Below are 26805 nucleotides of genomic sequence, written 5' to 3'. Positions count from 1 at the left end.
TACGGTTTAACAATCCAGCTCATAGGCGGTCTCTATCCCGTTACCGTGATTTTATAGACGCCTTTGTTACAGTGAATGTCGACGCCGATGCCGCGCTTTCACCCGCCCGGCAAAGTCGGTAAGGTCGGCGCGTTTACCCTCTGCTCGGAGCACCCTATGCCCGCCCCTGTTCTGTCCGGCCCGCAATACCTGCGCGAAGGCCTCAAGCTGGTCCTGAGCCCGGGCCTGCGTTTGTTCGTGTTGTTGCCGCTGATGATCAACCTGGTGCTGTTCGTCGGATTGATTTATCTGGCCGGCCATCAATTCAGTCTGTGGGTCGACACACTGATGCCGTCCCTGCCCGACTGGCTGAGTTTCCTCAGTTACATCCTCTGGCCGATTTTCGTGGTGCTGGTGGTGTTGATGGTGTTCTTCACCTTCACCATGCTGGCCAACGTCATCGCCGCGCCGTTCAACGGCTTCCTCGCGGAGAAAGTCGAAGTGGTGGTACGCGGCACCGACGACTTCCCGGCTTTCAGTTGGGGCGAACTGATCGAAATGATCCCGCGCACTCTCGCCCGGGAAATGCGCAAGCTCGGCTACTTCCTGCCCCGTGCCATCGGGCTGTTTATCCTCTCGTTCATCCCGGTAGTGAACATCATCGCCGCGCCGCTATGGCTGCTGTTCGGCGTATGGATGATGGCGATCCAGTACATCGACTACCCGGCGGATAACCACAAGCTCGGCTGGAACGAGATGCTCGCCTGGTTGCGCGAGAAGCGCTGGCAGAGCATGAGTTTCGGCGGGAGCGTGTACCTGGTGTTGCTGATTCCAGTGGTCAACATCCTGATGATGCCGGCGGCCGTCGCCGGGGCAACATTGTTCTGGGTGCGTGAGCGTGGCGCTGAAAATCTGGTGCCCCAGCGGTCGACGTCATAAATCCATCATCGCAATGACACAATGACGACATGGCCTCAGCCGAAACTGAGGCCATGACGACAGCTCTGCATATCACTCTGATCACCGAAACCTTCCCTCCGGAAATCAACGGCGTGGCCAATACCCTTGGCCGCTTGTGCGATGGTTTGCGCGCGCGCGGGCATCAGGTCGAGCTGGTGCGACCACGCCAGGGCTGTGATCGCCAGATGGGCAGTGACGATGAGTTGCTGCTGTGTCGCGGTTGGCCGCTGCCGGGTTATCCGGGGTTGCAGTGGGGTCAGTCGTCGATGCACAAGCTGCTGCGCCGCTGGAAACGTCATCGCCCCGATGTGCTGTACATCGCCACTGAAGGGCCGCTGGGTTTGTCGGCCTTGCGTGCGGCGCGACGCCTGGGGATTTCGGTGGTCAGCGGTTTTCACACCAACTTCCAGCAGTACTCGAGCCAATACGGGCTCGGCTTGCTGACGCGCCTGCTGACCCACTACCTGCGCTGGTTTCACAACCGCTCGACCCTGACTTTGGTGCCCAGCGTCAGCCAACGGCTGGAACTGGAGCGTCGGCAATTCGAACGCCTGGCACTGTTGTCCCGAGGCGTTGACAGCCAACTGTTTCACCCGGCCAAACGCCTGAATGCGCTACGTGAGCAATGGGGATTGGCGGACGATGACGTTGCCGTCATCCACGTTGGACGGCTGGCACCGGAGAAGAATCTGGGATTGCTCAAACGCAGCTTCGAAACGTTAAAGGAGACTTATCCACAGCGAAACCTGAAGCTGATCGTGGTCGGCGACGGACCGTTGCGGATGGCCCTGGAGAAGGAATTGCCGGAGGCGATTTTCTGCGGCTCACAGCGCGGTGAAGCCTTGGCCAGTCACTACGCGTCGGGGGATGTGTTTCTGTTTCCGAGCATGACCGAAACCTTCGGCAATGTGGTGCTGGAAGCGCTGGCCTCGGGGCTGGGTGTGGTGGCGTACGACATGGCGGCGGCGGGTCAGCACATTCGCCACGGCTACAACGGCGTGTTGGCCATGCCCGGGGATGAAGAGGCGTTCTGCGATGCGGCGCGCTGGTTGCTGGAGGAACGGGAAACCTTGCGCTGCGTGCGGCTGAATGCGCGTCAGCATGCGAGTCGCCAAGGGTGGCCGGCGATTATCGAGCAGTTTGAGGGGCAGTTGCGCGGGGCTTGTGTGCAGGGGCAGTCCCTGCCGAATGCGGCGTTGTTGCCTTAAAAGCTTCGCGGGCAAGCCTCGCTCCTACAGGGTTGAGTTGTGTCGATAGGTTGTGATCGACATCAATCCTGTAGGAGCGAGGCTTGCCCGCGAAGAGGCCCTTCCAGTCGCCGCTTAAACCAACGTCATCAACGCCTCACGGCTGAACGGCAGGATGTCTTCCTCACGACCATCACGCACTTTCTGCGCCCAGTCCGGGTCGACCAACAGCGCACGACCGACAGCCACCAGATCAAACTCATCGTTGTTCAAACGCTCCAGCAGTTTTTCCAGGCTGGCCGGTTGGGCGATCTTGTCGGTGTTGACCATGAATTGCAGGAACTCGCCGTCCAGGCCAACGCTGCCCACGGTGATGGTCGGTTTGCCGGTGAGTTTGCGGGTCCAGCCAGCCAGGTTCAGTTCGGAACCGTCGAACTCCGGCTCCCAGAAACGTCGCGTCGAGCAGTGGAAAATATCCACACCAGCGTCGGACAACGGCTTGAGGAATTCACCCAAGGCTTCCGGGGTTTGCACCAGGCGTGCGGTGTAATCCTGCTGCTTCCACTGCGAGAAACGGAAGATGATCGGGAAACCTTCGCCCACCGCCGCGCGCACGGCTTGAATCAATTCAATGGCGAAGCGCGAACGGTTGGCCAGGCTGCCGCCGTATTCGTCGGTGCGCTGGTTGGTGCCTTCCCAGAAGAACTGATCCACCAGATAGCCGTGGGCGCCGTGGATTTCCACGCCGTCCATGCCGATGCTCTGAGCGTCTTTGGCAGACTGGGCGAACGCGGCGATCACGTCCTGGATATCTTGTTTAGTCATGCCGTGAACCACGACCTGACCGTCCTTGAGTTTTTCCGACGGGCCGTAACCTGGAACGCTGGCGTCCGGCTCGGTACCGATGCGGCGCACACTGCCCACGTGCCACAGCTGCGGAACGATCTTGCCGCCTTCGGCGTGCACGGCATCAACGACTTTCTTCCAACCGGCCAACGCAGCGTCACCATAGAAGTGCGGCACGTTCGGGTAGCCGTTCGAGGCTTTGTGGCCGACGGTGGTGCCTTCGGTGATGATCAGGCCAACACCCGCCGCGGCGCGGCGACGGTAGTACTCGATCACTTTGGAATTGGGAACGCCGCCAGGGGAAAAGGAGCGGGTCATCGGCGCCATGACGACGCGGGTCGGCAGTTCGAGGTTGCCGAGGTGGAACGGTTTGAACAAGGCTTTGACGGGCATGGGACGCTCCACGGGGAAATGACTTTATGACGGCGATAATATGGAGAGTTGCCAGCCTTGAACAGCACTATTGATTGCGGTGATTAAGGTCTAAAAGGTCGAATACATGTAGGAGCGAGGCTTGCCCGCGAAGGCGTCAGGTCAGCCGCTATCAATGTTGAATGACATGACGCCTTCGCGGGCAAGCCTCGCTCCTACAAGAGGGGGGTGTTTCAGCTCAGAGCTTTTTCAATCGCATGGATGATCGTCGGATCATCCGGTGCCGTGCGTGGCGAAAACCGCGCCAGGACACGCCCGTCTTTACCGAGCAGGAATTTTTCGAAGTTCCAGGTGATGTCCCCTGGAAACTCCGCGCCCTCGCCCGCCAGCAAACGGTACAACTGATGACGCTCATGACCGTTGACTTCCAGCTTGCTGGACAACGGAAAGGTCACGCCATAGTTGAGGCTGCAGAATTCCTGGATCTCTTGCTCGGAGCCCGGTTCCTGTCCTGCAAACTGGTTGCACGGCAAGCCCAGCACGCTGAAGCCTTTACCTTTGTATTGCTGGTAGAGGTTTTCCAGCGCCGCATACTGTGGGGTCAAACCACATTTGGAGGCAACGTTGACCACCAGCACGACGTGCCCCTTGAAGGGTGCCAGAGGTAGATCCTGACCATCCAGGGCTTTCAAATTAAGGTCGTGGAAAGCACTCATGACGAACTCCAAATTCCCGTGTTCTTCTCGAAACAGCCACTTGGCGGCGCCATCTGGGACAGCCGCGGACTAAAAAGGCGCCCTCGGGCGCCTCTCCAGTTCTCTGAGCTTAGCGCAGAAATCAGTGGTGATGGCCACCTTCGCCATGGACGTGACCATGAGCGATTTCTTCCTGGCTGGCATCACGGATGTCGACGATCTTGACCTGGAAATTCAGGCGCTGACCGGCCAACGGGTGGTTGCCGTCGACGGTGACATCGTCGCCGTCCAGGTCACGGATGGTGACAATTTGCATCTGGCCGTCCGGAGCGGAAGCGTGGAACTGCATGCCCACTTCCAGTTCGTCGACGCCTTCGAACATGCTGCGGCTCAGGGTGCTGACCAGTTCAGCAGCGTATTCGCCGTAGGCATCTTCAGGTTCTACGGCAACGGTCAGTTCGTCACCGACGGTTTTGCCTTCCAGGGCTTTTTCCAGGCCCGGGATAATGTTACCTGCGCCTTGCAGGTAGACCAGCGGCGCGCCGCCGGCGGAGCTGTCGATGACCTCACCAGCGTCGTTGGTCAGGGTATAGTCGATGGAGACAGCCTTATTGGCGGCGATCAGCATGGGGCGAGACCTTTTGCAGAAGAATATAGAAAGAACGAGTTTAGCGAAGCAATCGCCCGAAAGCGAACACAACCCGGACAGACGGATCGCCATGAAACCCTCAACGGTCACAGGCTTTCATCAAGACGAGGATGGACATTGGGTGGCCGAGCTTTCCTGCGGCCACACCCAACACCTGCGCCATCAGCCGCCCTGGCAGTCTCGGGCCTGGGTCCTCGACCCGGCACAACGTATTGAAAAAATAGGCCAACCCTTTGCTTGCGGTTGGTGCGCACAAGGCTCGGTTAGCGATAACCTTGGCGACTGAATTTCGGTAGACGGCCAGCCATAGGCCGCAGCCATTGCCATGCACCTCCAGAGAATCCGCATGCAAACTTTTTTTATCGCGCCCACCGATTTTGGTGTGGGTCTGACCTCCATCAGCCTCGGGCTGGTGCGTACCCTTGAGCGAGCCGGGCTGAAAGTCGGCTTTTTCAAACCGATTGCCCAGCCGCATCCGGGCGACACCGGCCCTGAGCGTTCCACCGAATTGGTGGCGCGCACCCACGGCCTCAAGCCGCCGCAACCGCTGGGCCTGGCCCATGTCGAGCGCATGCTCGGCGACGGTCAGCTGGATGAGTTGCTCGAAGAAATCATCACCCTGTATCAGCAGGCTGCCGTCGGCAAAGACGTGCTGATCGTCGAAGGCATGGTGCCGACCCGCAGCGCGAGTTACGCCGCGCGGGTCAATTTGCACTTGGCCAAAAGCCTCGACGCCGAAGTGATCCTGGTCTCGGCACCGGAAAACGAAGTGCTGACCGAGCTGTCCGGCCGGGTGGAATTGCAGGCGCAATTGTTCGGCGGGCCGAAAGACCCGAAAGTCCTCGGCGTGATCCTCAACAAGGTCAAGACAGATGAAAGCATGGAGGCCTTTGCCTCGCGCCTGAAGGAACACTCGCCGTTGCTGCGCAGTGGCGACTTCCGTTTGCTCGGCTGCATTCCGTTCCAGCCGGAACTGAACGCCCCGCGCACCCGCGATGTGGCCGACCTGATGGGTGCGCAGATTCTCAATGCCGGCGACTACGAAACCCGGCGCATGACCAAAATCATCATCTGCGCCCGCACCATGCGCAACACCGTGGAGCTCCTCAAGCCCGGTGTACTGGTGGTGACGCCGGGCGATCGCGACGACATCATCCTCGCGGTCAGCCTCGCCGCCATGAACGGCGTGCCCCTGGCCGGCCTGTTGCTGACCAGCGACACCCTGCCCGACCCTCGGATCATGGACCTGTGTCGCGGCGCCTTGCAGGCGGGCCTGCCAGTGTTGTCGGTGAGCACCGGCTCCTACGACACCGCCAACCAGTTGAACGGCCTGAACAAGGAAATCCCGATCGACGACCGCGAGCGTGCGGAGATCATCACCGACTTCGTCGCCAGCCACCTCGACGCCAAGTGGCTGCATCAGCGTTGCGGCACGCCACGGGAAATGCGCTTGTCGCCAGCGGTATTCCGTTATCAATTGATCCAGCGCGCCCAGGCCGCCAACAAACGCATCGTGTTGCCCGAAGGCAGCGAGCCGCTGACCGTACAAGCCGCCGCGATCTGCCAGGCCCGTGGCATCGCCCGTTGCGTGTTGCTGGCGAAACCGGAAGATGTTGAAGCCGTGGCCCGCGCACAAGGCATCGAGTTGCCGCCGGGGCTGGAGATTCTTGACCCGGACCTGATTCGCGGCAATTACATCGAACCGATGGTGGCCCTGCGCAAAAGCAAAAGCCTCAACGCGCCGATGGCCGAGCAGCAACTGGAAGACACCGTGGTGATCGGCACCATGATGCTGGCGCTGGACGAAGTCGATGGCCTGGTGTCCGGGGTCATTCACTCCACCGCCAATACCATTCGCCCAGCCCTGCAATTGATCAAGACTGCGCCGGGCTGCACGCTGGTGTCGTCGGTGTTCTTCATGCTGTTCCCGGAGGAAGTGCTGGTCTACGGCGACTGCGTGATGAACCCGCACCCGAGCGCCAGCGAACTGGCCGAGATCGCGTTGCAAAGCGCCGACTCGGCGGCCGCGTTCGGCATCATTCCACGGGTGGCGATGATCAGCTATTCCAGCGGTGAATCCGCCAGCGGCGAAGAGGTCGAGAAGGTTCGCGAAGCGACGTTGCTCGCCCACGAACAACAGAACTCGCTGCTGATCGACGGCCCGTTGCAGTACGATGCCGCCGCCAACGAAACCGTGGCCAGGCAACTGGCGCCGAACAGTCAGGTCGCCGGTCGTGCCACGGTGTTCGTATTCCCCGACCTCAACACCGGCAACACCACCCACAAAGCCGTGCAACGCAGCGCCGATTGCGTGAGCCTCGGCCCGATGCTGCAAGGCCTGCGCAAACCGGTGAACGACCTGCCGCGCGGCGCGCAAGTCGATGACATCGTCTACACCATCGCCTTGACCGCGATTCAAGCTGCCAACCGACCTATGGATCTTTAAATGCTGGATTTCCTGCCTGCCGCCGTGCGCGGTGTAATTGCCTCTTTGTTGTTGGCGCTGAACACCATTCTGCTGTGCTCGTTTCTGTTCATCGTGGCGCTGTTCAAAGTATTGCCCTTCGCCCTCACCCAGCGCTTCACGCGTTGGTTGATGAGCCACACCCACGAAGCCTGGATCAGCAATAACAAAGCGTGGATGAACCTGGTCTGTCGCACCCGCTGGCACCTCAGTGGTCTTGAAGGGCTGGACTATAAGCACTCGTACCTGATCACCAGCAACCACCAGAGCTGGGTCGACATCATGGTGTTGCAATACGTGCTCAACCGACGCATCCAGCCGCTGAAGTTCTTTCTTAAACAGGAGCTGATCTGGGTCCCGGTGATTGGCCTGGCGTGGTGGGCGCTTGGCTTCCCGTTCATGAAACGCTACTCCAAGGCCTACCTGGAAAAGCACCCGGAGAAGAAAGGCAAAGACCTGGAAACCACCCGCAAGACCTGCGACAAATTCCGCAACAACCCGGTGGGGATTTTCAACTTCGTCGAAGGCACGCGCTTCACCGAAGGCAAGCACGCCCAACAGAAATCGCCGTTCAAGTACCTGCTCAAGCCCAAGGCCGGTGGCATTGCGTTTGTACTGGATGCGATGGGTGAACAGCTGGAGTCGATCGTCAACGTGACCATTCACTACCCTGCTGGCCGTCCCGGGTATTGGGATTTGCTCTGCGGGAACGTGAAGGATGTGGTGGTGCATTTTCAGGAGCTGAAGATACCGCCGCAGTTCATTGGCAAGAATTACGACCAGGACGGCGAGTACCGATTGCAGTTCCAGGGCTGGATCAATCAGCTGTGGGAAGACAAGGATGCGTTGCTGGCGCAGATGCATCGGGAGCATCCCGCCGAGTCTTGAGTTGCCTGTATTGGCCTCTTCGCGGGCAAGCCTCGCTCCTACGGGATCGGTGATTTCCTTGTAGGAGCGAGGCTTGCCCGCGAAGACGATTTCAGGGACACAAAAAAAACCCGCCGATGATCACTCATCGGCGGGTTTTTTATGAGCGGCTAACGCTTAGATCGCGCCACGCTGACGCAGCAGATCCAGCACTTGCTTGACGCTTTCTTCCAGCGACAGCGACTGGGTGTCGACCACAAGGTCGGCGTCCAGCGGCACGTCGTACGGGAAGGAGTCGCCCGGGATGTTGTCGCCACCGGCGGCATACAGCCCTTGCGGATCACGCTCGGCGCAGACCGCTGGCGAGGCCTGGACGTAGACCGTCAGCAGACGCTCTTTGCCAATCAGATCCTTGGCCTGCTCACGACCTTCGGCACTCGGCGCAACGAATGCCGCCAGTGTCAGCAAACCGGCTTCGTTGAACTGACGCGCAACGTGCGCCGCACGACGCCAGTTCTCGGTACGCCCGGAACGATCCTGCGGCAGACCTTTGTTCAGGTCGTGACGCAGGTTCTGGCCATCCAGTACGAACACCGCACGGCCCATGTCGAACAACTTGCGTTCAACCGCGTAAGCCAGGGTGCTTTTACCTGCACCGGACAAGCCGCTGAACAACACGGTAGCCGGTTGCTGGCCGAAACGCTGGGCGCGTTCTTCGGTAGCCACGTGCGCCAGTTTGCCATGGTGCGTGCTGCCACCATGGGCCAACGGCTGAGCGATGATCATGCCAGCGGCGACGGTGCCATTGGTCAAGCGATCGATAACGATGAACGAACCGGTGGTGCGGTTGCTCGCGTAGCCGTCCAGCGCGATGGCAGCGTCGAGGCTGACCTTGACCCGACCGATCTCGTTCAGGTTCAGCGAACTGGCCGGACCTTCTTCCAGAGTGTTCACGTCAACGCGGTTGACGATGCTGGTGATCGAACCCGGCACGTAGGACGTGGCGCGCTTGATGTCGTATTTCTTGCCCGGCAGCATCGGTTCTTCGGCCATCCACACCAGCATGGCGTCGAAGGCGTCAGTCACTTGCGGCAGGTTGTCGGCGTGCACCAGCAAATCGCCGCGGGAGATATCGATCTCGTCTTCCATGGTCAGCGTTACAGCCTGACCCGGACCTGCGTGCTCCAGCTCACCTTCGAAAGTGACGATGGATTTCACGCGGCTGCTCTTGCCCGACGGCAGCACCACGACTTCGTCGCCCTTGTGCACGATGCCGCTGGCCAGGGTGCCGGCAAAACCACGGAAGTTCAGGTTCGGACGGTTGACGTACTGCACCGGGAAACGCAGGTCGGTGTAGTTGCGGTCGTTGGCGATCTCGACGGTCTCGAGAATTTCCATCAGCGACTGGCCGGTGTACCACGGCGAGCGCTCGGACTTGTTCACCACGTTGTCGCCCTTCAGCGCCGACATCGGCACGAACGCCATGGTGGTCGGCTTGAATGCGATGCCTTCGGCGAACTTCAGGTAATCGGCCTTGATCGACTCGAACACGCTTTCATCGAAGCCGTTGATGTCCATCTTGTTGACGGCAATCACGATGTGCTTGATGCCCAGCAACGAGGCGATAAAGCTGTGGCGACGGGTCTGGGTCTGCACGCCGTAGCGGGCGTCGATCAGGATGATCGCCAGGTCACAGGTGGAGGCACCGGTGGCCATGTTGCGGGTGTACTGCTCATGGCCGGGGGTGTCGGCGATGATGAATTTACGCTTTGCGGTGGAGAAGTAGCGGTAGGCAACATCAATGGTGATGCCCTGCTCACGCTCAGCCTGCAGGCCGTCGACCAGCAAGGCCAGGTCGATGTCGTCGCCGGTGGTGCCGGACTTTTTCGAATCGCGGGTGATGGCTTCCAGGTGATCTTCGTAGATCATTTTGGAGTCGTGCAGCAAGCGCCCGATCAGGGTGCTCTTGCCGTCGTCGACGTTGCCACAGGTCAGAAAGCGCAGCATTTCCTTGCGTTCGTGCTGGCCCAGGTAGGCGAGGATGTCCTCGCTGATCAAATCAGATACGTGCGACATGACAACCCCTTAGAAATAACCCTGACGTTTCTTTTCTTCCATCGAGCCTGCGCCATCGTGGTCGATGACCCGGCCCTGGCGTTCGGAAGTTCGCGTCAGGAGCATTTCCTGAATGATGTCGGTCAGGCTGGTGGCCTCGGACTCGACCGCACCGGTCAACGGATAGTCGCCCAGCGTACGGAAACGCACCTTTTTCTTGACGATGCGCGCCTTGTCTTCGTCGCTCAGGTGATTGAGCAGGCGTTCGTCGTCGATCATGATCCAGGTGCCATTCATCTCGATAACGTCGCGCTCGGCGGCGAAATACAGCGGCACAATCGGGATGCCTTCGAGGTAGATGTACTGCCAGATGTCCAGTTCGGTCCAGTTCGACAATGGGAACACACGAATGGATTCACCCTTGTTGACGTTGCCGTTGTAGACGTTCCACAACTCTGGACGCTGGTTTTTCGGGTCCCAGCGGTGCTTGGTGTCGCGGAAGGAATACACGCGCTCTTTGGCACGGGACTTCTCTTCATCGCGGCGGGCACCACCGAAAGCGGCGTCGAAACCATACTTGTCGAGGGCCTGTTTCAGGCCTTCGGTTTTCATGATGTCGGTGTGTTTGGCACTGCCGTGGGTCAGCGGGTTGATACCCTGCGCGACGCCATCGGGGTTGACGTGGACGATCAGGTCCAGGCCCAGTTCTTCGACCATGCGGTCGCGGAATGCGTACATTTCCTGGAACTTCCACCGGGTGTCGACGTGCATCACCGGGAACGGCAACTTGCCCGGGAAGAATGCCTTGCGCGCAAGGTGCAGCATCACGGCGGAGTCTTTACCGACGGAGTACAGCATCACCGGGTTATCGAACTCGGCGGCGACCTCGCGGATGATGTGGATGCTTTCGGCCTCCAGCTGTTTCAGATGCGTCAGTTTGTCGACCATGGCTACTCACGAAAACGATCTTATGGACGGCCAGCGGGCCGTGTTCGAGCGGGGAATCCTAGCACAGCGCCCCCTTCTAATCAGGACGCCAACTAGATCGAAAGGGTATATGAATATACCCCCTCGTTTGGGCTACGGCCCTTGTAGGAGCGAGGCTTGCCCGCGAAGAATGATAACGCGGTTTACCAGAGGCACCGTGTAGTCGTTCTTCGCGGGCAAGCCTCGCTCCTACAGAGGGACGGTGATGTCAGATCGGGTTCGGGCAGTCGATGAAGATGTGCTCCAGCGCAAAGCGTCGTGCGAGGTAATCGCCCAAGGCCTGAACCCCGTAGCGCTCGGTGGCGTGATGCCCGGCGGCGATGAAGCTGATGTCGTTTTCACGGGCGCTGTGGAACGTCTGTTCGGACGCTTCACCGCTGAGGTACAGATCGACCCCCGCCAACACTGCCTGATCGATATAACCCTGACCGCCGCCCGTGCACCAGCCAACCCGACGAATCATTTCGCTGCCTTCAATCAGCAACGGTTCGCGTCCCATGACTTCCTGCACGCGACGGGCGAAGTCCCGGGGGCTCATCGGTTCGCTCAACGAGCCGACCAGGCCGACGACTTTCAGGTTGTCGGGATCAAGCGGGCCTTCGACGGTGATGTCCAACTGACGCGCAAGCTGTACGTTGTTGCCGACGTCCGGGTGCAGATCCAGCGGCAAGTGATAAGACAACAGACTGATGTCGTGCTTGAGCAGGGTTTTCAAGCGGCGCTGCTTCATGCCGGTGATGCACGGGTTCTCGCCCTTCCAGAAATAGCCGTGATGCACCAGCACCAGATCGGCCTTGGCCTCGACCGCCGCGTCCAGCAGCGCCTGGCTGGCGGTGACGCCGCTGACGATGCGCATCACTTGCGGACGGCCCTCGACTTGCAAGCCATTCGGGCAGTAGTCGGCGATCTTTGAACTGTTAAGGTAACGGTCGGCTTCTTCGACCAGGGTGCTCAGGGCGACGGCCATAAAAGACTCCTAAATATCCCGTTCAGAGGCGCGCTCGCCTCGTATAATGCGCGACATTATGGGCGGTCTCATACCACCTGCAACCTTTCCAGGACTTGCTTAATGCTTAAGGCGCTGCGTTTTTCCGGCTGGCCGCTGTTGGCCGGCGTGCTTATCGCTCTGTTGATAATCCAGCGTTACCCGCAGTGGGTCGGGCTTCCGAGCCTTGATGTCAATCTTCAACAAGCTCCGCAAACCACCAGCGTGCAACAGGGCCCGGTGTCTTATGCCGATGCCGTGGTCATTGCCGCGCCGGCGGTGGTCAACCTGTACACCACCAAAGTCATCAATAAACCGAATCATCCACTGTTTGAAGACCCGCAATTCCGCCGCTTTTTCGGCGACAACTCGCCCAAGCAGAAGCGCATGGAGTCGAGCCTGGGTTCCGGCGTGATCATGAGCCCGGAAGGCTACATCCTGACCAACAACCACGTGACCACCGGCGCCGACCAGATTGTCGTGGCGCTCAAGGATGGCCGTGAGACTTTGGCGCGGGTGATCGGCAGCGACCCGGAAACTGATCTCGCAGTTCTGAAAATCGACCTGAAAACCCTGCCGGCGATCACCATCGGCCGTTCCGACAATATCCGCATCGGTGACGTCGCGCTGGCCATCGGCAACCCGTTCGGCGTCGGCCAGACCGTGACCATGGGCATCATCAGCGCCACTGGGCGTAACCAGCTGGGCCTGAACAACTACGAAGATTTCATCCAGACCGACGCCGCGATCAACCCCGGCAACTCCGGCGGCGCGCTGGTGGATGCCAATGGCAACCTGACGGGCATCAACACTGCGATCTTCTCCAAATCCGGCGGCTCCCAAGGCATCGGCTTCGCGATCCCGGTGAAACTGGCGATGGAAGTGATGAAGTCGATCATCGAGCATGGCCAGGTGATTCGTGGCTGGCTCGGGATTGAAGTGCAGCCGCTGACCCAGGAACTGGCGGAATCGTTTGGCCTGTCCGGGCGTCCGGGGATTGTGGTGGCGGGGATTTTCCGTGACGGTCCGGCGCAGAAGGCCGGCCTGCAGTTGGGCGACGTGATCCTCAGCATCGACGGCGAACCGGCCGGTGATGGCCGCCGCTCGATGAACCAGGTGGCGCGGATCAAACCGACCGATAAGGTCACGATCCAGGTGATGCGTAACGGCAAGGAGCTCAAGCTGAGCGCCGAGATCGGCTTGCGTCCGCCGCCGGCGCCGGTCAAGGAAGAAGAATAATCAGACGCCATAAAAACCTGTAGGAGCGAGGCTTGCCCGCGAAGAACGATGACTCGGTGCAACAGATACACCGTGTGATCGTTCTTCGCGGGCAAGCCTCGCTCCTACAGGAGGTTGCGCTGTTTAGAGGTCGCCGAGGCCGTCGATCAGCGCCTGGTTCTGCTCTGGCGTGCCGATGGAGATTCGCAGGAACTGGGCAATCCGCTCCTGCTTGAAGTGCCGGACGATCACACCCTGCTCACGCAACTTCGCCGCCAAACCAGCCGCATCGTGCTGCGGATGCCGGGCGAAAATGAAGTTCGCCGCCGACGGCAGCACTTCAAAACCCTTCGCTTCCAGCTGCGCGACAACCTTCTCGCGATTCTCGATGACCAAGCGGCAAGTCTTGTCGAAGTACTCACGATCCTCGAACGCCGCCGCGGCCCCGACATTCGCCAGGCGATCCAGCGGGTAGGAGTTGAAGCTGTTCTTGATCCGCTCCAGCGCCTCGATCAGGTCCGGGTGCCCCACCGCCAGACCGACCCGCAGGCCCGCCAGGGAACGGGACTTGGACAGGGTCTGGGTCACCAGCAGGTTCGGGTAACGGTCCACCAGGCTGATCGCGGTTTCGCCGCCGAAGTCGATATACGCCTCATCAACCACTACCACCGAATCCGGGCTGGCCTTGAGGATTTGCTCGACGGCGTCCAGCGCCAACAGGCAACCGGTCGGCGCGTTCGGGTTCGGGAAAATGATCCCGCCATTCGGCTTGGCGTAGTCGGCCGGGTTGATCTGGAACTGCGCGTCCAGCGGCACAGCATCGAACGCAATGCCGTACAACCCGCAGTAGACCGGGTAGAAGCTGTAGCTGATGTCCGGGAACAACACCGGATTGTCGTGTTGCAGCAAGCCGTGAAAGATGTGCGCCAGGACTTCATCGGAACCGTTGCCGAGGAACACCTGATTGCTCTGCACGCCGTAGTACGTGGCCACGGCGTTCTTCAGCAGATCACTGTTCGGATCCGGGTACAGGCGCAGGTTGTCGTTCAGTTCGGTCTGCATCGCGGCCAAGGCTTTGGGCGATGGGCCGTACGGGTTTTCGTTGGTGTTGAGCTTCACCAGTTTCGCCAGTTTCGGCTGCTCACCTGGCACGTAAGGCACCAGACTCTTGACGAAGGGGCTCCAGAATTTACTCATAATCAGTCAACCTTCTTATCGTCAACGATGCGGTATTCGGCGCTGCGGGCGTGGGCGGTCAGCGATTCGCCACGGGCCAGCACGGATGCGGTCTTGCCCAGTTCGGAAGCACCCTGCTCGGAGCAGAAGATGATCGACGAGCGTTTCTGGAAGTCATACACACCCAGCGGCGAAGAGAAACGCGCGGTGCCGGAGGTCGGCAACACGTGGTTCGGCCCGGCACAGTAATCGCCCAAGGCTTCGGAAGTGTGGCGGCCCATGAAGATCGCACCGGCGTGACGGATCTGCGGCAACCAGGCTTGCGGATCAGCGACCGACAATTCCAGGTGTTCCGGCGCGATACGGTTGGCCACTTCGATGGCTTGCTCCATATCGCGCACGAGGATCAAGGCGCCACGGCCGTTGATCGAGGTTTCGATGATCTCGGCGCGCTCCATGGTCGGCAGCAACTTGGCGATGCTCGCGGCGACCTTGTCGAGGAACTCGGCGTCCGGGCTGACCAGGATTGCTTGCGCATCTTCGTCGTGCTCGGCTTGGGAGAACAGGTCCATGGCGATCCAGTCCGGATCGGTCTGGCCGTCGCACACCACGAGGATTTCCGACGGACCGGCGATCATGTCGATGCCGACCTGGCCGAACACGTGGCGCTTGGCGGTGGCAACATAGATGTTGCCCGGGCCGACCACCTTGTCGACCTTCGGCACGCTTTCGGTGCCATAGGCCAGCGCCGCTACCGCTTGCGCGCCGCCGATGGTGAACACCCGGTCCACGCCAGCGATGCAGGCTGCGGCCAGCACCAGTTCATTGAGTTCACCGCGCGGGGTCGGCACGACCATGACCACTTCGGTCACGCCGGCGACCTTGGCCGGAATCGCATTCATCAGTACCGACGACGGGTACGACGCCTTGCCGCCCGGCACGTAGAGGCCAGCGCGATCCAGCGGCGTAACCTTCTGGCCGAGCACCGTGCCATCGGCTTCGGTGTAGCTCCAGGAGTCCTGTTTCTGTTTTTCGTGGTAGCTGCGCACCCGCGCCGCGGCTTTTTCCAACGCTTCGCGCTGGGGCACGGTGATGCGGGTCAGGGCCAGTTCCAGGCGTTCGCGCGGCAAGATCAGGTCGGCCATGGACGCAACTTGCAAGCCGTCGAACTTCTGGGTGAATTCCACCAGCGCAGCATCGCCGCGCTCGCGCACAGCCTTGATGATGTCCAGCACCCGCTGATTGACCGAGTCGTCAGACACACTTTCCCAGCTCAGCAGATGATCCAGATGATGCGCGAAATCCGGGTCAGCAGCGTTGAGTCGGCGAATTGCAGTCGGTGCGGTCATAGCGAGAGCCTCATAGGAATGGCAAAAACTCAGGCGCCCTAACTTAGCAGTCGTTTCCGCTTGGGCACCTGAGAATTCTGGCTATGAGGCGGATAGACGGGCGCGACTTAACGTCGCGCAGGTGAATCAGCCGCGGTGTCGAGACTCCACTGCCTTGCGCAGGGTGTCGATCAACGCCTGGATACGGGCGTGCTGCATTTTCATCGAAGCCTTGTTGACGATCAGCCGGGAGCTGATGTCAGCGATGAATTCCTGTGGCTCCAGGCCGTTGGCCCGCAGCGTGTTGCCGGTGTCGACCACGTCGATGATCTTGTCGGCCAGGCCGATCAGCGGTGCCAGTTCCATCGAGCCGTAAAGCTTGATGATGTCGACCTGACGGCCCTGCTCGGCGTAGTAGCGCTTGGCAACATTGACGAATTTGGTGGCGACGCGCAGACGGCCCTTGGGCTCGATGGCGCCGACCTTGCCGGCGGTCATCAGTTTGCACAGGGCAATGCGCAGGTCCAGTGGCTCATAGAGGCCTTGGCCGCCGTATTCCATCAACACATCTTTACCGGCGACGCCCAGGTCCGCGGCACCATGCTCGACATAAGTCGGCACGTCGGTGGCGCGCACGATCAGCAGACGGACGTCAGGCTGGGTCGTGGGGATGATCAGCTTGCGGCTCTTGTCCGGATTCTCGGTCGGCACGATGCCCGCTTCAGCCAGAAGCGGCAGGGTGTCGTCAAGGATGCGGCCCTTGGACAGTGCGATGGTCAACATGGGAAACGTCAGTCCTTATCAAGGTACTCATGCCCGGTCGCAAACGGCGCCGGACACACATCGAGGCCATCACAGCCTCGATGAAGCAAATCAGTTAACGGCAAACTGTGGCGAGGGAGCTTGCTCCCGCTGGGTCGCGAAGCGGCCCCAACAGCGGGACTGCTGCGCAGTCCAACGGGAGCAAGCTCCCTCGCCACAATTGCAGCAGAAACTAGCCCGGTACGCGGCGGATCTTGGCGCCGAGCATCTGCAGTTTCTCTTCGATGCACTCGTAACCACGGTCGATGTGGTAGATGCGATCGATCAGGGTGTCGCCTTCAGCGATCAGCGCCGAGATCACCAGGCTGGCCGAAGCACGCAGGTCGGTGGCCATGACTGGCGCGCCCTTGAGCTTCTCGGTGCCGGTAACGATGGCAGTGTTGCCTTCGACCTGGATCTTGGCGCCCATGCGGTGCAGTTCGTACACGTGCATGAAGCGGTTTTCGAAAATCGTCTCGATCACAGCGCCAGTGCCTTCGGCAATCGCGTTGAGGGAGATGAACTGCGCCTGCATGTCAGTCGGGAACGCCGGGTACGGAGCGGTCCGCACGTTGACGGCTTTTGGCCGCTTGCCGTGCATGTTCAGCTCGATCCAGTCATCACCGCAGGTGATTTCGGCACCCGACTCACGAAGTTTTTCCAGAACGGCTTCGAGGATGGTCGGATCAGTGTCCTTGACCTTCACACGACCGCCGGTCACGGCAGCCGCGACCAGGTAGGTGCCGGTTTCGATCCGGTCCGGCATCACTTTGTAAGTGGCCGGGTGCAGACGCTCAACGCCATCGATGGTGATGGTGTCAGTGCCGGCGCCGGTGATCTTGGCACCCATGGCGATCAGGAAGTTCGCCAGGTCGATGACTTCAGGCTCGCGCGCGGCGTTAGCCAGGACGCTGCGGCCCTTGGCCAGTGCAGCGGCCATCATGATGTTTTCGGTGCCGGTCACGCTGACGGTGTCGAAGAAGAAGTGCGCACCGCGCAAACCACCTTCCGGCGCCTTGGCCTTGATGTAGCCGCCTTCAACGTCGATGACCGCGCCCATGGCTTCAAGACCACGGATGTGCAGGTCGACCGGACGCGAACCGATGGCGCAACCGCCAGGCAGTGCGACTTCGGCTTCACCGAAACGGGCAACCATCGGGCCCAATACCAGGATCGAGGCACGCATGGTTTTCACCAGTTCGTACGGTGCGATCAGGGTCTTGATGGTGCGCGGGTCGATTTCGACGCTCAGCTTTTCGTCGATCACCGGCTCGATGCCCATGCGACCGAACAGCTCGATCATGGTGGTGATGTCGTGCAGGTGCGGCAGGTTGGCCACAGTGACCGGGCCGTCGCACAGCAAGGTGGCGGCGAGGATCGGCAGGGCAGAGTTCTTTGCCCCGGAGATGCGGATTTCGCCATCAAGACGAACGCCGCCAGTAATAATCAATTTATCCATAAGAATCTCGACGCCCTTGGGCTCAGGTGCGCTCGGCCCAGGCCGCGCTGCTGAAAAATTTCATAGTGACCGCATGGATGCTGCCATCGGTGATCCATGGGTTCAAATGGGCATAGATCTGCTGCTGACGCTTCACCGGGCTCAACGCCGCCAGTTCATCGCTAATCACGTTCAGCTGAAAGTTGCAGCCTTCGCCTTCAACTTCGACTTGAGTTCCCGGCAGCTTTCCTTCGAGAAAGCTCTTCACTTCTACGGCCTGCATGCTCAACCTCAATCGGCGCCCTGTGCGCGCGGGTCGGACATCATACAAAAAAGCCCCGCGCCTGCGAACCCCGCATTCACAGGACTCTGACGGGGGGCTTGTTTAATGGATGTCGTTAGGGGTGCGCCAACAGCTCGGTCAATTCGCTGACCTGAGCGATTTCACGCATGTCTTCGGGCATTGCGCGGATGCTCAGGGCCTTGCCGGCCGCCTGGGCATCGCGCATGAAGCACAGCAGCAGCGACAAGCCGACACTGCTGGACTTCACCACTGCCGAACAATCAACCACCACGGCTGCGGCATTGCTGGACTTGATCAGCGCCTGGCCCTGCTTGCGCAAGTCAGGACCGGTGCGGTAATCCAGCACGCCGCTGAGCAGCAACTCGCCGGTTTCGCTCATGCGAACGGCCGACTCGCTCATTGGGACTGCTTCTCGGTGGAGGGCTTCTCGGTGGCTTCCTTGGCTTTAGCGACTTCCCCGGCCCAATTGTTGATGGTCTTGTCCAGGTCGTTGCCATTGCGCTGCATCGCGTCAGCGAACTGATCGCGGAACAGCTTGCCAATGTTGATGCCGTTGATGATCACGTTGCGCAGTTTCCACTCGCCATTGATCTTCTCGAGCGTGTACTGCACAGGATAAACCGCGCCATTACTGCCCTTGACCGTCATGCCAACGCTGGTGCGGTCGCCCGACTCGTCCTTGGCAGGTTCAACGGTGATGCCCTGGTTGTTGTACTCAAGCAAGGCGTTGCCATAGAACTGGAACAGGCCTTTCTTGAAGTTTTCCTGGAACGTCTGCATCTGCGCTGGTGTGGCTTTGCGCGAATACTTGACCGTCATGATGCTCTTGGAAATACCTTCGGCATCCACCACAGGCCCGACGATGGTGTTCAGCGCCGTGTAAAAGTCTGCGGGATCCTGCTTGTACTTCTCTTTATTGGCCGACAGGTCAGCGAGCATCCGGGTCGTGGTGTCCTGAACCAGATCGTGCGCCGAAGGCGCCGCCACGGCGTTAGCCATCAACGGCAGGGCCGCCAGTACAACCAACAGGCCACGTCGCAAGGTAGAGATCATTCAAAAGCTCCTCATTTGGCGTCTTTGCTAACGGTATTGAGCAGGAATTTACCGATCAGGTCCTCGAGCACCAGCGATGACTGGGTGTCATGGATAGTCCCGCCATCCTTGAGCAAGGCTTGTTCCCCGCCCACGCTGATACCGATGTATTTCTCGCCCAACAGGCCAGCCGTCAGGATAGATGCAGTGGAGTCAGTCGGCAGATTATCTACGCGCTTTTCCAGTTGCATGGTCACCCGGCCGGTGAAACTGTCGCGGTCCAGATCGATTGCCGTGACCTTGCCGATGGTCACACCGGCCATGGTCACTTTAGCTCTGACAGTCAAACCGGCGATATTGTCGAAGTACGCATAAAGTTTATACGTTTCGGCGTTTGCAGTCGGGGACAGGCCACTGACTCGCAGCGCAAGCAGCAGCAAAGCCAGGATGCCAGCCAGCAAGAAAAGGCCGACACCGATTTCCAGGGTGCGGTTTTGCATCAGAAATCTCCAAACATCAAGGCGGTCAGAATAAAGTCCAGGCCGAGCACTGCCAAAGAGGCATACACCACGGTCTTGGTTGTGGCACGACTGATCCCCTCGGAAGTGGGCTCGCAGTCATAGCCTTGGAATACGGCAATCCAGGTCACGACGAACCCGAAAACGATGCTTTTGATGATGCCGTTGAGCACGTCGCCATTGAACGTCACGCTGTTTTGCATGTTCGCCCAGTAGGAGCCGTCATAGACGCCCAGCCAGTCGACTGCCACCCACGAACCGCCCCAGATCCCGACGACGCTGAAAATCATCGCCAGCACCGGCAGGGAAATGAAACCGGCCCACAGGCGCGGGGCAACGATGTACTTGAGCGGGTCGACGCCAATCATTTCCAGACTGGACAACTGCTCGGTGGACTTCATGTTGCCGATTTCGGCGGTCAGGGCCGAACCCGCACGCCCGGCGAACAGCAATGCCGTTACCACCGGCCCCAGTTCACGCAGCAACGTCAGGGCAACCATCTGCCCGACAGCCTGCTCCGAACCGTAGCTGGACAGGATGTTGAAGCCTTGCAGCGCCAGCACCATGCCGATGAACACCCCGGAAACCACGATGATCACCAGGGACATCACGCCGATCGAATGCAGCTGTTTGATCAGCAAGCCGAAACCGCCGCCAATACCGCCGCGCCCCAGCAACGCATGAAACAGGAAAATCGCCGCACGCCCGAACACCCCGACGGCATCGATCGCCGCCAGGCCGAACCGGCGCACTCTTTCTATTAGTGAAATCTTGCGCATCAGCGCTTCCCCAGAAGATCTGCGCGGTAATCCGTCGCTGGAAAGTGATAAGCGACCGGACCATCGGGTTCACCTGTCATGAATTGACGGATTCGCGGTTCTTGCGAGTTCATCAGCTCTTCAGGCGTGCCCTGCCCCAACACTTGCCCCTCGCCCACCACATAGATGTAGTCAGCAATGCTCGCGGTCTCCGCCAGATCGTGGGAAACCACGATACTGGTGATACCCAGCGCGTCGTTGAGCAGGCGGATCAGGCGCACCAGCACGCCCATGGCGATCGGGTCCTGCCCCACAAAGGGCTCGTCATACATGAGGATCTGCGGATCAAGGGCAATGGCCCGGGCCAGCGCGACACGACGCTTCATGCCGCCGGACAATTCGTCCGGCATCAGGTCGATGGCGCCACGCAAACCCACGGCCTGCAATTTGAGCAGGACGATGTCGCGGATCATTTCTTCCGGCAGCTCGGTATGCACGCGCAGCGGAAAGGCAACGTTCTCGAACACATCGAGATCGGTAAACAGCGCGCCGCTCTGAAACAGCACGCCCATGTGCTTGCGCGCATCGAACAGGTCGCTGCGAGACAATTTGGGTAAATTTTGGCCGTTGACCCAGACTTCGCCGCTGGTAGGTCGCAACTGTGCGCCCATCAGCCGTAACAGCGTGGTCTTGCCACACCCGGAAGGACCCATGATGCCGGTGACCTTGCCGCGCGGGATGCGGATATCGACGTTATTGAAAATGCTGCGCGTACCGCGCTTGAAGGTCAGTCCCTTCAGCTCGACCGCGTAGGCGTTATCGGCACTCATCTAAACTCCTTGCGATGCAGCCTCTCACTCGGACGCCTGACTTTCTGACGAAAGCACATACCTCCCCGGGCAGGCCGAACTGGCGGCGAACTATATCACTGCAACGGGCAAGCGCCAAAGGCCCAAGCCGGCGCATGTTCAGCAATAGGACAGGCGAAAACGCTGATTTGGAGGGTTTCCGTAACAGGGATTTACAAAGCACGACGAACTAGCGTGAGGGTTTCGATCATTACCGCTATAATCGCCGCCTTTTCATCGGGCTATACGATTCTGACATGAGCCAATCCAGCGACCTGATTCAATCGGCACAACGCACTATCCGCCTCGAAGTGGAAGCCGTAAAAGGCTTGTTGCCCCATATCGACGCAGATTTCGTACGCGCTTGCGAGATGATTCTGGCCAGCAAAGGCCGCGTGGTCGTGCTGGGCATGGGCAAATCCGGGCACATCGGCAACAAGATTGCCGCCACCCTGGCCAGCACCGGCACCACGGCTTTCTTCGTTCACCCGGCCGAAGCCAGCCACGGCGACATGGGCATGATCACCCGCGACGACATCATCCTGGCGCTGTCGAACTCCGGCTCCACCAATGAAATCGTCACCCTGCTGCCGCTGATCAAGCGCCAGGGCATCAAGCTGATCAGCATGACCGGCAATCCAGACTCACCGCTGTCCAAGGCTGCCGAGATCAATCTCAACGTTCACGTGGAGCACGAAGCCTGCCCGCTGAACCTGGCGCCGACCTCCTCGACTACCGCCGCACTGGTCATGGGCGATGCCCTGGCCGTTGCGCTGCTGGAGGCGCGCGGCTTTACCGCTGAAGACTTCGCGTTTTCCCATCCGGGCGGCGCACTTGGCCGACGCCTGCTGCTGAAAGTCGAAACCGTCATGCACGCCGGCGCAGAATTGCCTCAAGTGCAACGTGGCACGCTGCTCAAGGACGCCTTGATGGAAATGACCCGCAAGGGCCTAGGCATGACCGCGATTGTGGAGGCCGACGGTAAACTGGCCGGGATCTTCACCGACGGCGATTTGCGCCGCACCCTCGACCGGACAATCGATATCCACCATACGACCATCGACGAGGTCATGACTGTTCATGGCAAGACCGCACGGCCCGATATGCTGGCAGCCGAAGCCCTGAAAATCATGGAAGACCATCGAATCAACGCACTGGTAGTCGTCGACAAGGAAGACCGCCCGGTAGGCGCGTTCAACCTCTCCGACCTTCTGCGCGCAGGAGTAATGTAATGAGCGACGACCTGCTGCAACGCGGCAAGAACATCAAGCTGGCGGTTTTCGACGTCGACGGCGTCCTCACCGACGGGCGCCTGTACTTCCTCGAAGACGGCAGTGAATTCAAGACTTTCAGCACCCTCGACGGCCAGGGCATCAAGATGTTGATGGCAGCCGGCGTGCAGACCGCTATCATCAGCGGCCGTAAAACCCCGGTAGTCGAACGTCGAGCGAAAAACCTCGGCATTCCACATCTTTACCAGGGTCGCGAAGACAAACTCGTTGTACTTGACGAGCTTCTTGGCCAACTCAACCTAAGCTATGAACAGGTTGCCTACCTCGGTGACGATCTGCCGGACCTGCCGGTGATTCGCCGCGTCGGCCTGGGCATGGCGGTGGCCAATGCCGCCAGTTTTGTGCGCGAACACGCCCACGGTGTCACCCAGGCCCGTGGCGGCGAAGGTGCCGCCCGCGAATTCTGCGAACTGATCCTTCGCGCCCAAGGTCGCCTGGATGCGGCCAACGCCGCGTATTTGTGAGCCAATTATGTTTATTCTGAGCAAAAAGTTTCGCAGGTTCATGCTCTTCGGTTGCATCGCTGCGATATTCGCCGCGGTCGGCTACTGGAACATCAGCCCGGAACGCTTCCTCGACCAGCCGGTGGCAAAAGTCGATGAAACCGCGATCGACTATTACGCAGTAAACGCTCACAGCGTTCAGTACCTGCCCGACGGCGGCTTGCAGTACGACCTGACGTCCGACAAGGTCGAGCACCTCAAGGCGACCGACGTGTCGCTGCTGACCAACCCGGACCTGAACATGTATCGCGGCACCGAATTCCCTTGGCATGTCACGAGTTTGCGTGGCGAAGTGAATGCAGACGGCACCCAGGTAGAGCTGATCGACTCGGTCCGCATTGCACGCACCGATGAACAGAAGCGCGAATTGATTGTTACCAGCACCCGTATGACAGTGTTCCCGCAGCAGCAATATGCGCAGACCGACCAACCCGTTAGAATCGACGGCGCTGGCGGTGTATCGACTGGCAACGGAATGAAAGCGTATTTGAAAGAAAGCAGGATACACCTGCTATCGAACGTAAGAGGACAGTATGAGGCTCGTTAAAACTCTCCCTATTTTGCTCAGTCTGGGCGCAGCACTGGGAAGCGTGAGCGCCTGGGCTCTGCCGAACGATCAAGAGCAGCCAATCCGCATTCAGGCCGACGATGCCCAGCTGGACGACAAAAACGGCGTTGCCACCTATAAAGGCGACGTGATCATTACCCAGGGCTCGATGAAGGTTACCGGCAACACCGTGACCATCACCCGCACCCCGGCCGGTGACATCGACGTGGTGACCTCGGTGGGCAACCTTGCCTACTTCGAGCAGCTGCAGACCGCTGGTGACGCCAAGCCTGTCCAGGGCTGGGGCGTGACCATCCAGTACCACGCCGCGCAAAACCGCGTCGTGCTGATCGACAAGGCCAAGGTTGTCGACAAGGACAACAACACCACCCAGGGCGAGAAAATCGTCTACGACACGGTCAAGAAACTGGCGAGCGCCGGCCGTGCCACGGGTAACAAGGTCACCGAATCGCGTCCGCGCATCGACATGGTGATCCAGCCGAAGCCGAAAACCGACCAGAAAAAGGCCAATTAATGGCAACCCTGAAAGCTCAGCATCTGGCCAAGAGCTACAAGAGCCGCCAGGTCGTGCGTGATGTCAGCCTGTCCATCGACAGCGGTCAGATCGTCGGCCTGCTGGGCCCGAACGGCGCCGGCAAGACCACCTGTTTCTACATGATCGTCGGCCTGGTACAGGCCGATCAGGGTCGCGTACTGATCGACGACCTGGACGTCAGCCACCAGCCGATGCACGGTCGTGCAAAGGCCGGTATCGGCTATCTTCCGCAGGAAGCGTCGATCTTCCGCAAACTGTCGGTGGCCGACAACATCATGGCCATCCTCGAGACCCGCAAGGAACTCGACAAGGCCGGTCGCCGCAAGGAGCTGGAAAGCCTGCTGCAGGAATTCCACATCAGCCATATCCGCGACAACCTGGGCATGAGCTTGTCCGGTGGTGAACGCCGCCGCGTAGAAATCGCCCGTGCGCTGGCCACCAACCCGAAATTCATCCTGCTCGACGAACCTTTCGCCGGTGTGGACCCGATTTCGGTAGGCGACATCAAGCAGATCATCCATCACCTCAAGGCCAAGGGCATTGGCGTGCTGATCACTGACCACAACGTCCGTGAAACCCTGGATATCTGCGAAACCGCGTACATCGTCAACGATGGCCAACTGATCGCCGAAGGTGACTCTGCCACCATCCTGGCCAACGAACTGGTCAAGGAAGTGTACCTGGGCCATGAGTTCCGCCTTTAAGCACTGAGGTGTCTGGCTGGTTGTCCAAGCGCTTGTATCGATAAAAAATCAACATTTTTTTATTGTTACAGCGCTCTAGGCAAACCCTGCAGTATCGGGCATATAATTTGCTTAAGTTTGGCGCTCCGGCGCCCTGTAGTGGATGGCGCATGCGCGCCGGCGAATAAGGTGTTAAGCCCCTGCCATGAAACCATCGCTAGTCTTGAGAATGGGCCAGCAGCTGACGATGACACCTCAGCTGCAACAGGCCATCCGCCTGCTCCAATTGTCGACCCTGGACCTGCAACAGGAAATCCAGGAGGCCCTGGAGTCCAATCCGATGCTCGAACGCCAGGAAGAAGGCGACGACTTCGATAACGCCGACCCCTTGGCCGACAAAGCCGAACAGCAACCCAACGCCGATGTTTCGGAACCCTCCTACCAGGAAACTGCCCCGACGGTGGATAACCTCGAGGAAGGCGACTGGAACGAGCGCATTCCCAACGAGCTGCCCGTCGATACCGCGTGGGAAGACGTCTACCAGACCAGCGCCAGCAGCCTGCCGAGCAACGATGACGACGAGTGGGATTTCACCACCCGCACATCCGCCGGAGAAAGCCTGCAAAGCCACCTGCTCTGGCAACTCAACCTGGCACCGATGTCCGACACCGATCGCCTGATCGCCGTGACCCTGATCGATTGCATCAACAATCAGGGCTATCTGGACGAAACCCTCGAGGAAATTCTCGAAGCCTTTGATCCGGAACTGGACATCGAACTGGACGAAATCGAAGCCGTCCTGCACCGCATCCAGCAATTCGAACCGGCCGGCATCGGCGCCCGCAACCTGGGCGAATGCCTGTTGCTGCAATTGCGCCAACTGGCCGCCAAGACGCCTTGGCTGGCCGAGGCCAAGCGCCTGGTCACCGATTACATCGACCTGCTCGGCAGCCGCGACTACAGCCAGCTGATGCGCCGCATGAAGCTCAAGGAAGATGAACTGCGCCAGGTCATCGAACTGGTCCAGAGCCTGAACCCGCGTCCGGGCTCGCAGATCGAGTCCAGCGAAGCCGAATACGTCGTTCCCGACGTGATCGTGCGCAAGGACAACGAGCGCTGGCTGGTGGAGTTGAACCAGGAGTCGGTGCCACGGCTGCGGGTCAACGCCCAGTACGCCGGCTTCGTGCGTCGCGCCGACACCAGTGCCGACAACACCTTCATGCGCAATCAGTTGCAGGAAGCCCGCTGGTTCATCAAGAGCCTGCAAAGCCGCAACGAAACCCTGATGAAAGTGGCCACCCAGATCGTCGAGCACCAGCGCGGCTTCCTGGAATACGGCGACGAAGCCATGAAACCGCTGGTCCTGCATGACATCGCCGAAGCAGTGGGCATGCACGAATCGACGATTTCACGGGTAACCACCCAGAAGTTCATGCATACCCCTCGGGGCATATATGAGCTGAAATACTTTTTCTCCAGCCATGTCAGCACCTCTGAAGGCGGTGAATGCTCGTCCACAGCGATCCGCGCGATCATCAAAAAACTGGTTGCCGCGGAAAATCAGAAAAAGCCGTTGAGTGACAGCAAGATCGCTGGTTTACTGGAGGCACAAGGCATTCAGGTGGCTCGCCGCACCGTCGCCAAGTACCGCGAGTCCCTCGGGATCGCGCCTTCGAGCGAACGCAAGCGGTTGATGTAAGCCACAGCACAGCGTTCCAGTGGCAGGTACCTCTACCTGCCGCTTTATGCACTGGCAA

28 protein-coding genes are annotated in these 26805 nt (G+C 59.8%); 12 read left to right on the top strand and 16 right to left on the bottom strand.

Annotated features, from left to right (window positions below):
- Positions 1 to 156 precede the first annotated feature (156 nt).
- The gene (cysZ, locus tag ACIOYV_RS20970) at positions 157 to 918 is read left to right on the top strand and encodes a sulfate transporter CysZ (protein WP_290025470.1); all 762 of its coding nucleotides are present in this window, start codon (positions 157 to 159) and stop codon (positions 916 to 918) included.
- A gap of 29 nt (positions 919 to 947) precedes the next feature.
- Positions 948 to 2147, top strand: a complete 1200-nt coding sequence (locus ACIOYV_RS20965) for a glycosyltransferase family 4 protein (protein ID WP_401326647.1) — start codon at positions 948 to 950, stop codon at positions 2145 to 2147.
- A gap of 114 nt (positions 2148 to 2261) precedes the next feature.
- Here the strand turns inward: ACIOYV_RS20965 and ACIOYV_RS20960 are convergent, their stop codons facing one another.
- From ACIOYV_RS20960 to ACIOYV_RS20950, 3 genes are all read right to left on the bottom strand, one after another.
- A complete protein-coding gene (locus ACIOYV_RS20960; protein ID WP_401326644.1) occupies positions 2262 to 3365 on the bottom strand; it encodes an NADH:flavin oxidoreductase in 1104 nt (367 codons plus the stop codon).
- 212 nt (positions 3366 to 3577) lie between these two features.
- Positions 3578 to 4060, bottom strand: coding sequence for a glutathione peroxidase (locus tag ACIOYV_RS20955; protein ID WP_163908448.1), 483 nt, complete (start codon positions 4058 to 4060; stop codon positions 3578 to 3580).
- Between the two features lie 121 nt (positions 4061 to 4181).
- Positions 4182 to 4667 carry a peptidylprolyl isomerase gene (locus ACIOYV_RS20950; protein WP_145252538.1) on the bottom strand — a complete coding sequence of 162 codons (486 nt, stop codon included), beginning with the start codon at positions 4665 to 4667 and terminating at the stop codon, positions 4182 to 4184.
- Between ACIOYV_RS20950 and ACIOYV_RS20945 the strand changes: the two genes are divergently transcribed.
- From ACIOYV_RS20945 to ACIOYV_RS20935, 3 genes are read left to right on the top strand one after another with little or no spacing between them, the layout of a single operon-like run.
- Positions 4636 to 4974 (top strand): DUF3565 domain-containing protein, encoded by a 339-nt coding sequence (locus tag ACIOYV_RS20945; protein WP_083471363.1) that lies wholly within the window; start codon positions 4636 to 4638, stop codon positions 4972 to 4974. The genes ACIOYV_RS20950 and ACIOYV_RS20945 overlap by 32 nt on opposite strands.
- Before the next feature lie 60 nt (positions 4975 to 5034).
- Positions 5035 to 7134 carry a phosphate acetyltransferase gene (pta, locus tag ACIOYV_RS20940; protein ID WP_054049868.1) on the top strand — a complete coding sequence of 700 codons (2100 nt, stop codon included), beginning with the start codon at positions 5035 to 5037 and terminating at the stop codon, positions 7132 to 7134.
- Complete coding sequence (locus tag ACIOYV_RS20935) at positions 7135 to 8040, top strand: acyltransferase (RefSeq protein ID WP_401326639.1); 906 nt, start codon at positions 7135 to 7137, stop codon at positions 8038 to 8040. It abuts the gene before it with no gap.
- A gap of 156 nt (positions 8041 to 8196) precedes the next feature.
- Here ACIOYV_RS20935 and cysN read toward each other — a convergent pair whose 3' ends face one another.
- The 3 genes from cysN to ACIOYV_RS20920 all read right to left on the bottom strand — a co-directional run bounded on the left by cysN (position 8197) and on the right by ACIOYV_RS20920 (position 12028).
- Positions 8197 to 10095, bottom strand: a complete 1899-nt coding sequence (gene cysN, locus ACIOYV_RS20930) for a sulfate adenylyltransferase subunit CysN (protein ID WP_401326636.1) — start codon at positions 10093 to 10095, stop codon at positions 8197 to 8199.
- A 9-nt stretch (positions 10096 to 10104) separates the two neighbouring features.
- Positions 10105 to 11022, bottom strand: a complete 918-nt coding sequence (cysD, locus tag ACIOYV_RS20925; protein ID WP_054049875.1) for a sulfate adenylyltransferase subunit CysD — start codon at positions 11020 to 11022, stop codon at positions 10105 to 10107.
- Between the two features lie 247 nt (positions 11023 to 11269).
- On the bottom strand, positions 11270 to 12028 hold the full coding sequence (locus tag ACIOYV_RS20920) for a Nif3-like dinuclear metal center hexameric protein (RefSeq protein ID WP_054616127.1): 759 nt from the start codon (positions 12026 to 12028) through the stop codon (positions 11270 to 11272).
- Between the two features lie 102 nt (positions 12029 to 12130).
- On the opposite strand from ACIOYV_RS20920, the gene algW reads away from it, so the two are divergent.
- Positions 12131 to 13285 carry a Do family serine endopeptidase AlgW gene (gene algW, locus ACIOYV_RS20915; RefSeq protein WP_054049878.1) on the top strand — a complete coding sequence of 385 codons (1155 nt, stop codon included), beginning with the start codon at positions 12131 to 12133 and terminating at the stop codon, positions 13283 to 13285.
- A gap of 123 nt (positions 13286 to 13408) precedes the next feature.
- Here the strand turns inward: algW and hisC are convergent, their stop codons facing one another.
- The 10 genes from hisC to ACIOYV_RS20865 all read right to left on the bottom strand — a co-directional run bounded on the left by hisC (position 13409) and on the right by ACIOYV_RS20865 (position 21449).
- Positions 13409 to 14461 carry a histidinol-phosphate transaminase gene (gene hisC, locus ACIOYV_RS20910; protein ID WP_401326631.1) on the bottom strand — a complete coding sequence of 351 codons (1053 nt, stop codon included), beginning with the start codon at positions 14459 to 14461 and terminating at the stop codon, positions 13409 to 13411.
- 2 nt (positions 14462 to 14463) lie between these two features.
- Positions 14464 to 15789: a histidinol dehydrogenase gene (gene hisD / locus ACIOYV_RS20905; RefSeq protein ID WP_054049882.1), complete on the bottom strand. Its 1326-nt coding sequence runs from the start codon at positions 15787 to 15789 to the stop codon at positions 14464 to 14466.
- Between the two features lie 126 nt (positions 15790 to 15915).
- On the bottom strand, positions 15916 to 16551 hold the full coding sequence (hisG, locus tag ACIOYV_RS20900) for an ATP phosphoribosyltransferase (RefSeq protein ID WP_054049885.1): 636 nt from the start codon (positions 16549 to 16551) through the stop codon (positions 15916 to 15918).
- Between the two features lie 211 nt (positions 16552 to 16762).
- The gene (murA, locus tag ACIOYV_RS20895) at positions 16763 to 18028 is read right to left on the bottom strand and encodes a UDP-N-acetylglucosamine 1-carboxyvinyltransferase (protein ID WP_054049887.1); all 1266 of its coding nucleotides are present in this window, start codon (positions 18026 to 18028) and stop codon (positions 16763 to 16765) included.
- Positions 18029 to 18050: 22 nt separating this feature from the next.
- The gene (locus ACIOYV_RS20890; protein ID WP_046052891.1) at positions 18051 to 18290 is read right to left on the bottom strand and encodes a BolA family protein; all 240 of its coding nucleotides are present in this window, start codon (positions 18288 to 18290) and stop codon (positions 18051 to 18053) included.
- A gap of 115 nt (positions 18291 to 18405) precedes the next feature.
- The gene (locus ACIOYV_RS20885) at positions 18406 to 18711 is read right to left on the bottom strand and encodes a lipid asymmetry maintenance protein MlaB (protein ID WP_054049889.1); all 306 of its coding nucleotides are present in this window, start codon (positions 18709 to 18711) and stop codon (positions 18406 to 18408) included.
- Positions 18708 to 19364 carry a phospholipid-binding protein MlaC gene (locus ACIOYV_RS20880; protein ID WP_401326625.1) on the bottom strand — a complete coding sequence of 219 codons (657 nt, stop codon included), beginning with the start codon at positions 19362 to 19364 and terminating at the stop codon, positions 18708 to 18710. The genes ACIOYV_RS20885 and ACIOYV_RS20880 overlap by 4 nt, the downstream gene beginning before the upstream one ends.
- A gap of 11 nt (positions 19365 to 19375) precedes the next feature.
- On the bottom strand, positions 19376 to 19843 hold the full coding sequence (gene mlaD / locus ACIOYV_RS20875) for an outer membrane lipid asymmetry maintenance protein MlaD (protein ID WP_054049893.1): 468 nt from the start codon (positions 19841 to 19843) through the stop codon (positions 19376 to 19378).
- Entirely contained in the window at positions 19843 to 20640 is a 798-nt protein-coding gene (gene mlaE, locus ACIOYV_RS20870) for a lipid asymmetry maintenance ABC transporter permease subunit MlaE (RefSeq protein WP_163908438.1), read from the bottom strand. The genes mlaD and mlaE overlap by 1 nt, the downstream gene beginning before the upstream one ends.
- Positions 20640 to 21449 (bottom strand): ATP-binding cassette domain-containing protein, encoded by an 810-nt coding sequence (locus ACIOYV_RS20865; RefSeq protein ID WP_054049897.1) that lies wholly within the window; start codon positions 21447 to 21449, stop codon positions 20640 to 20642. The genes mlaE and ACIOYV_RS20865 overlap by 1 nt, the downstream gene beginning before the upstream one ends.
- 275 nt (positions 21450 to 21724) lie before the next feature.
- Here ACIOYV_RS20865 and ACIOYV_RS20860 point away from each other — a divergent pair, with 275 nt between their 5' ends.
- The 6 genes from ACIOYV_RS20860 to ACIOYV_RS20835 all read left to right on the top strand — a co-directional run bounded on the left by ACIOYV_RS20860 (position 21725) and on the right by ACIOYV_RS20835 (position 26747).
- Positions 21725 to 22699, top strand: a complete 975-nt coding sequence (locus ACIOYV_RS20860; RefSeq protein ID WP_401326620.1) for a KpsF/GutQ family sugar-phosphate isomerase — start codon at positions 21725 to 21727, stop codon at positions 22697 to 22699.
- Positions 22699 to 23223, top strand: coding sequence for an HAD family hydrolase (locus ACIOYV_RS20855; protein ID WP_265043238.1), 525 nt, complete (start codon positions 22699 to 22701; stop codon positions 23221 to 23223). Before ACIOYV_RS20860 ends, ACIOYV_RS20855 begins: the two co-directional genes overlap by 1 nt.
- 13 nt (positions 23224 to 23236) lie before the next feature.
- Entirely contained in the window at positions 23237 to 23809 is a 573-nt protein-coding gene (gene lptC, locus ACIOYV_RS20850; RefSeq protein WP_265045748.1) for an LPS export ABC transporter periplasmic protein LptC, read from the top strand.
- Entirely contained in the window at positions 23796 to 24344 is a 549-nt protein-coding gene (gene lptA / locus ACIOYV_RS20845) for a lipopolysaccharide transport periplasmic protein LptA (RefSeq protein ID WP_401326616.1), read from the top strand. Before lptC ends, lptA begins: the two co-directional genes overlap by 14 nt.
- Positions 24344 to 25069: an LPS export ABC transporter ATP-binding protein gene (lptB, locus tag ACIOYV_RS20840; RefSeq protein WP_054049904.1), complete on the top strand. Its 726-nt coding sequence runs from the start codon at positions 24344 to 24346 to the stop codon at positions 25067 to 25069. The genes lptA and lptB overlap by 1 nt, the downstream gene beginning before the upstream one ends.
- A gap of 184 nt (positions 25070 to 25253) precedes the next feature.
- Positions 25254 to 26747, top strand: a complete 1494-nt coding sequence (locus tag ACIOYV_RS20835; RefSeq protein ID WP_054616129.1) for an RNA polymerase factor sigma-54 — start codon at positions 25254 to 25256, stop codon at positions 26745 to 26747.
- Positions 26748 to 26805: the final 58 nt, after the last annotated feature.

It is taken from the genome of Pseudomonas sp. NPDC087342, assembly GCF_044744265.1.
Lineage (GTDB): Bacteria > Pseudomonadota > Gammaproteobacteria > Pseudomonadales > Pseudomonadaceae > Aquipseudomonas > Aquipseudomonas nunensis.
Note: the sequence above shows the minus strand (reverse complement) of the source record. Positions and strands in the feature narration are given on the sequence as shown.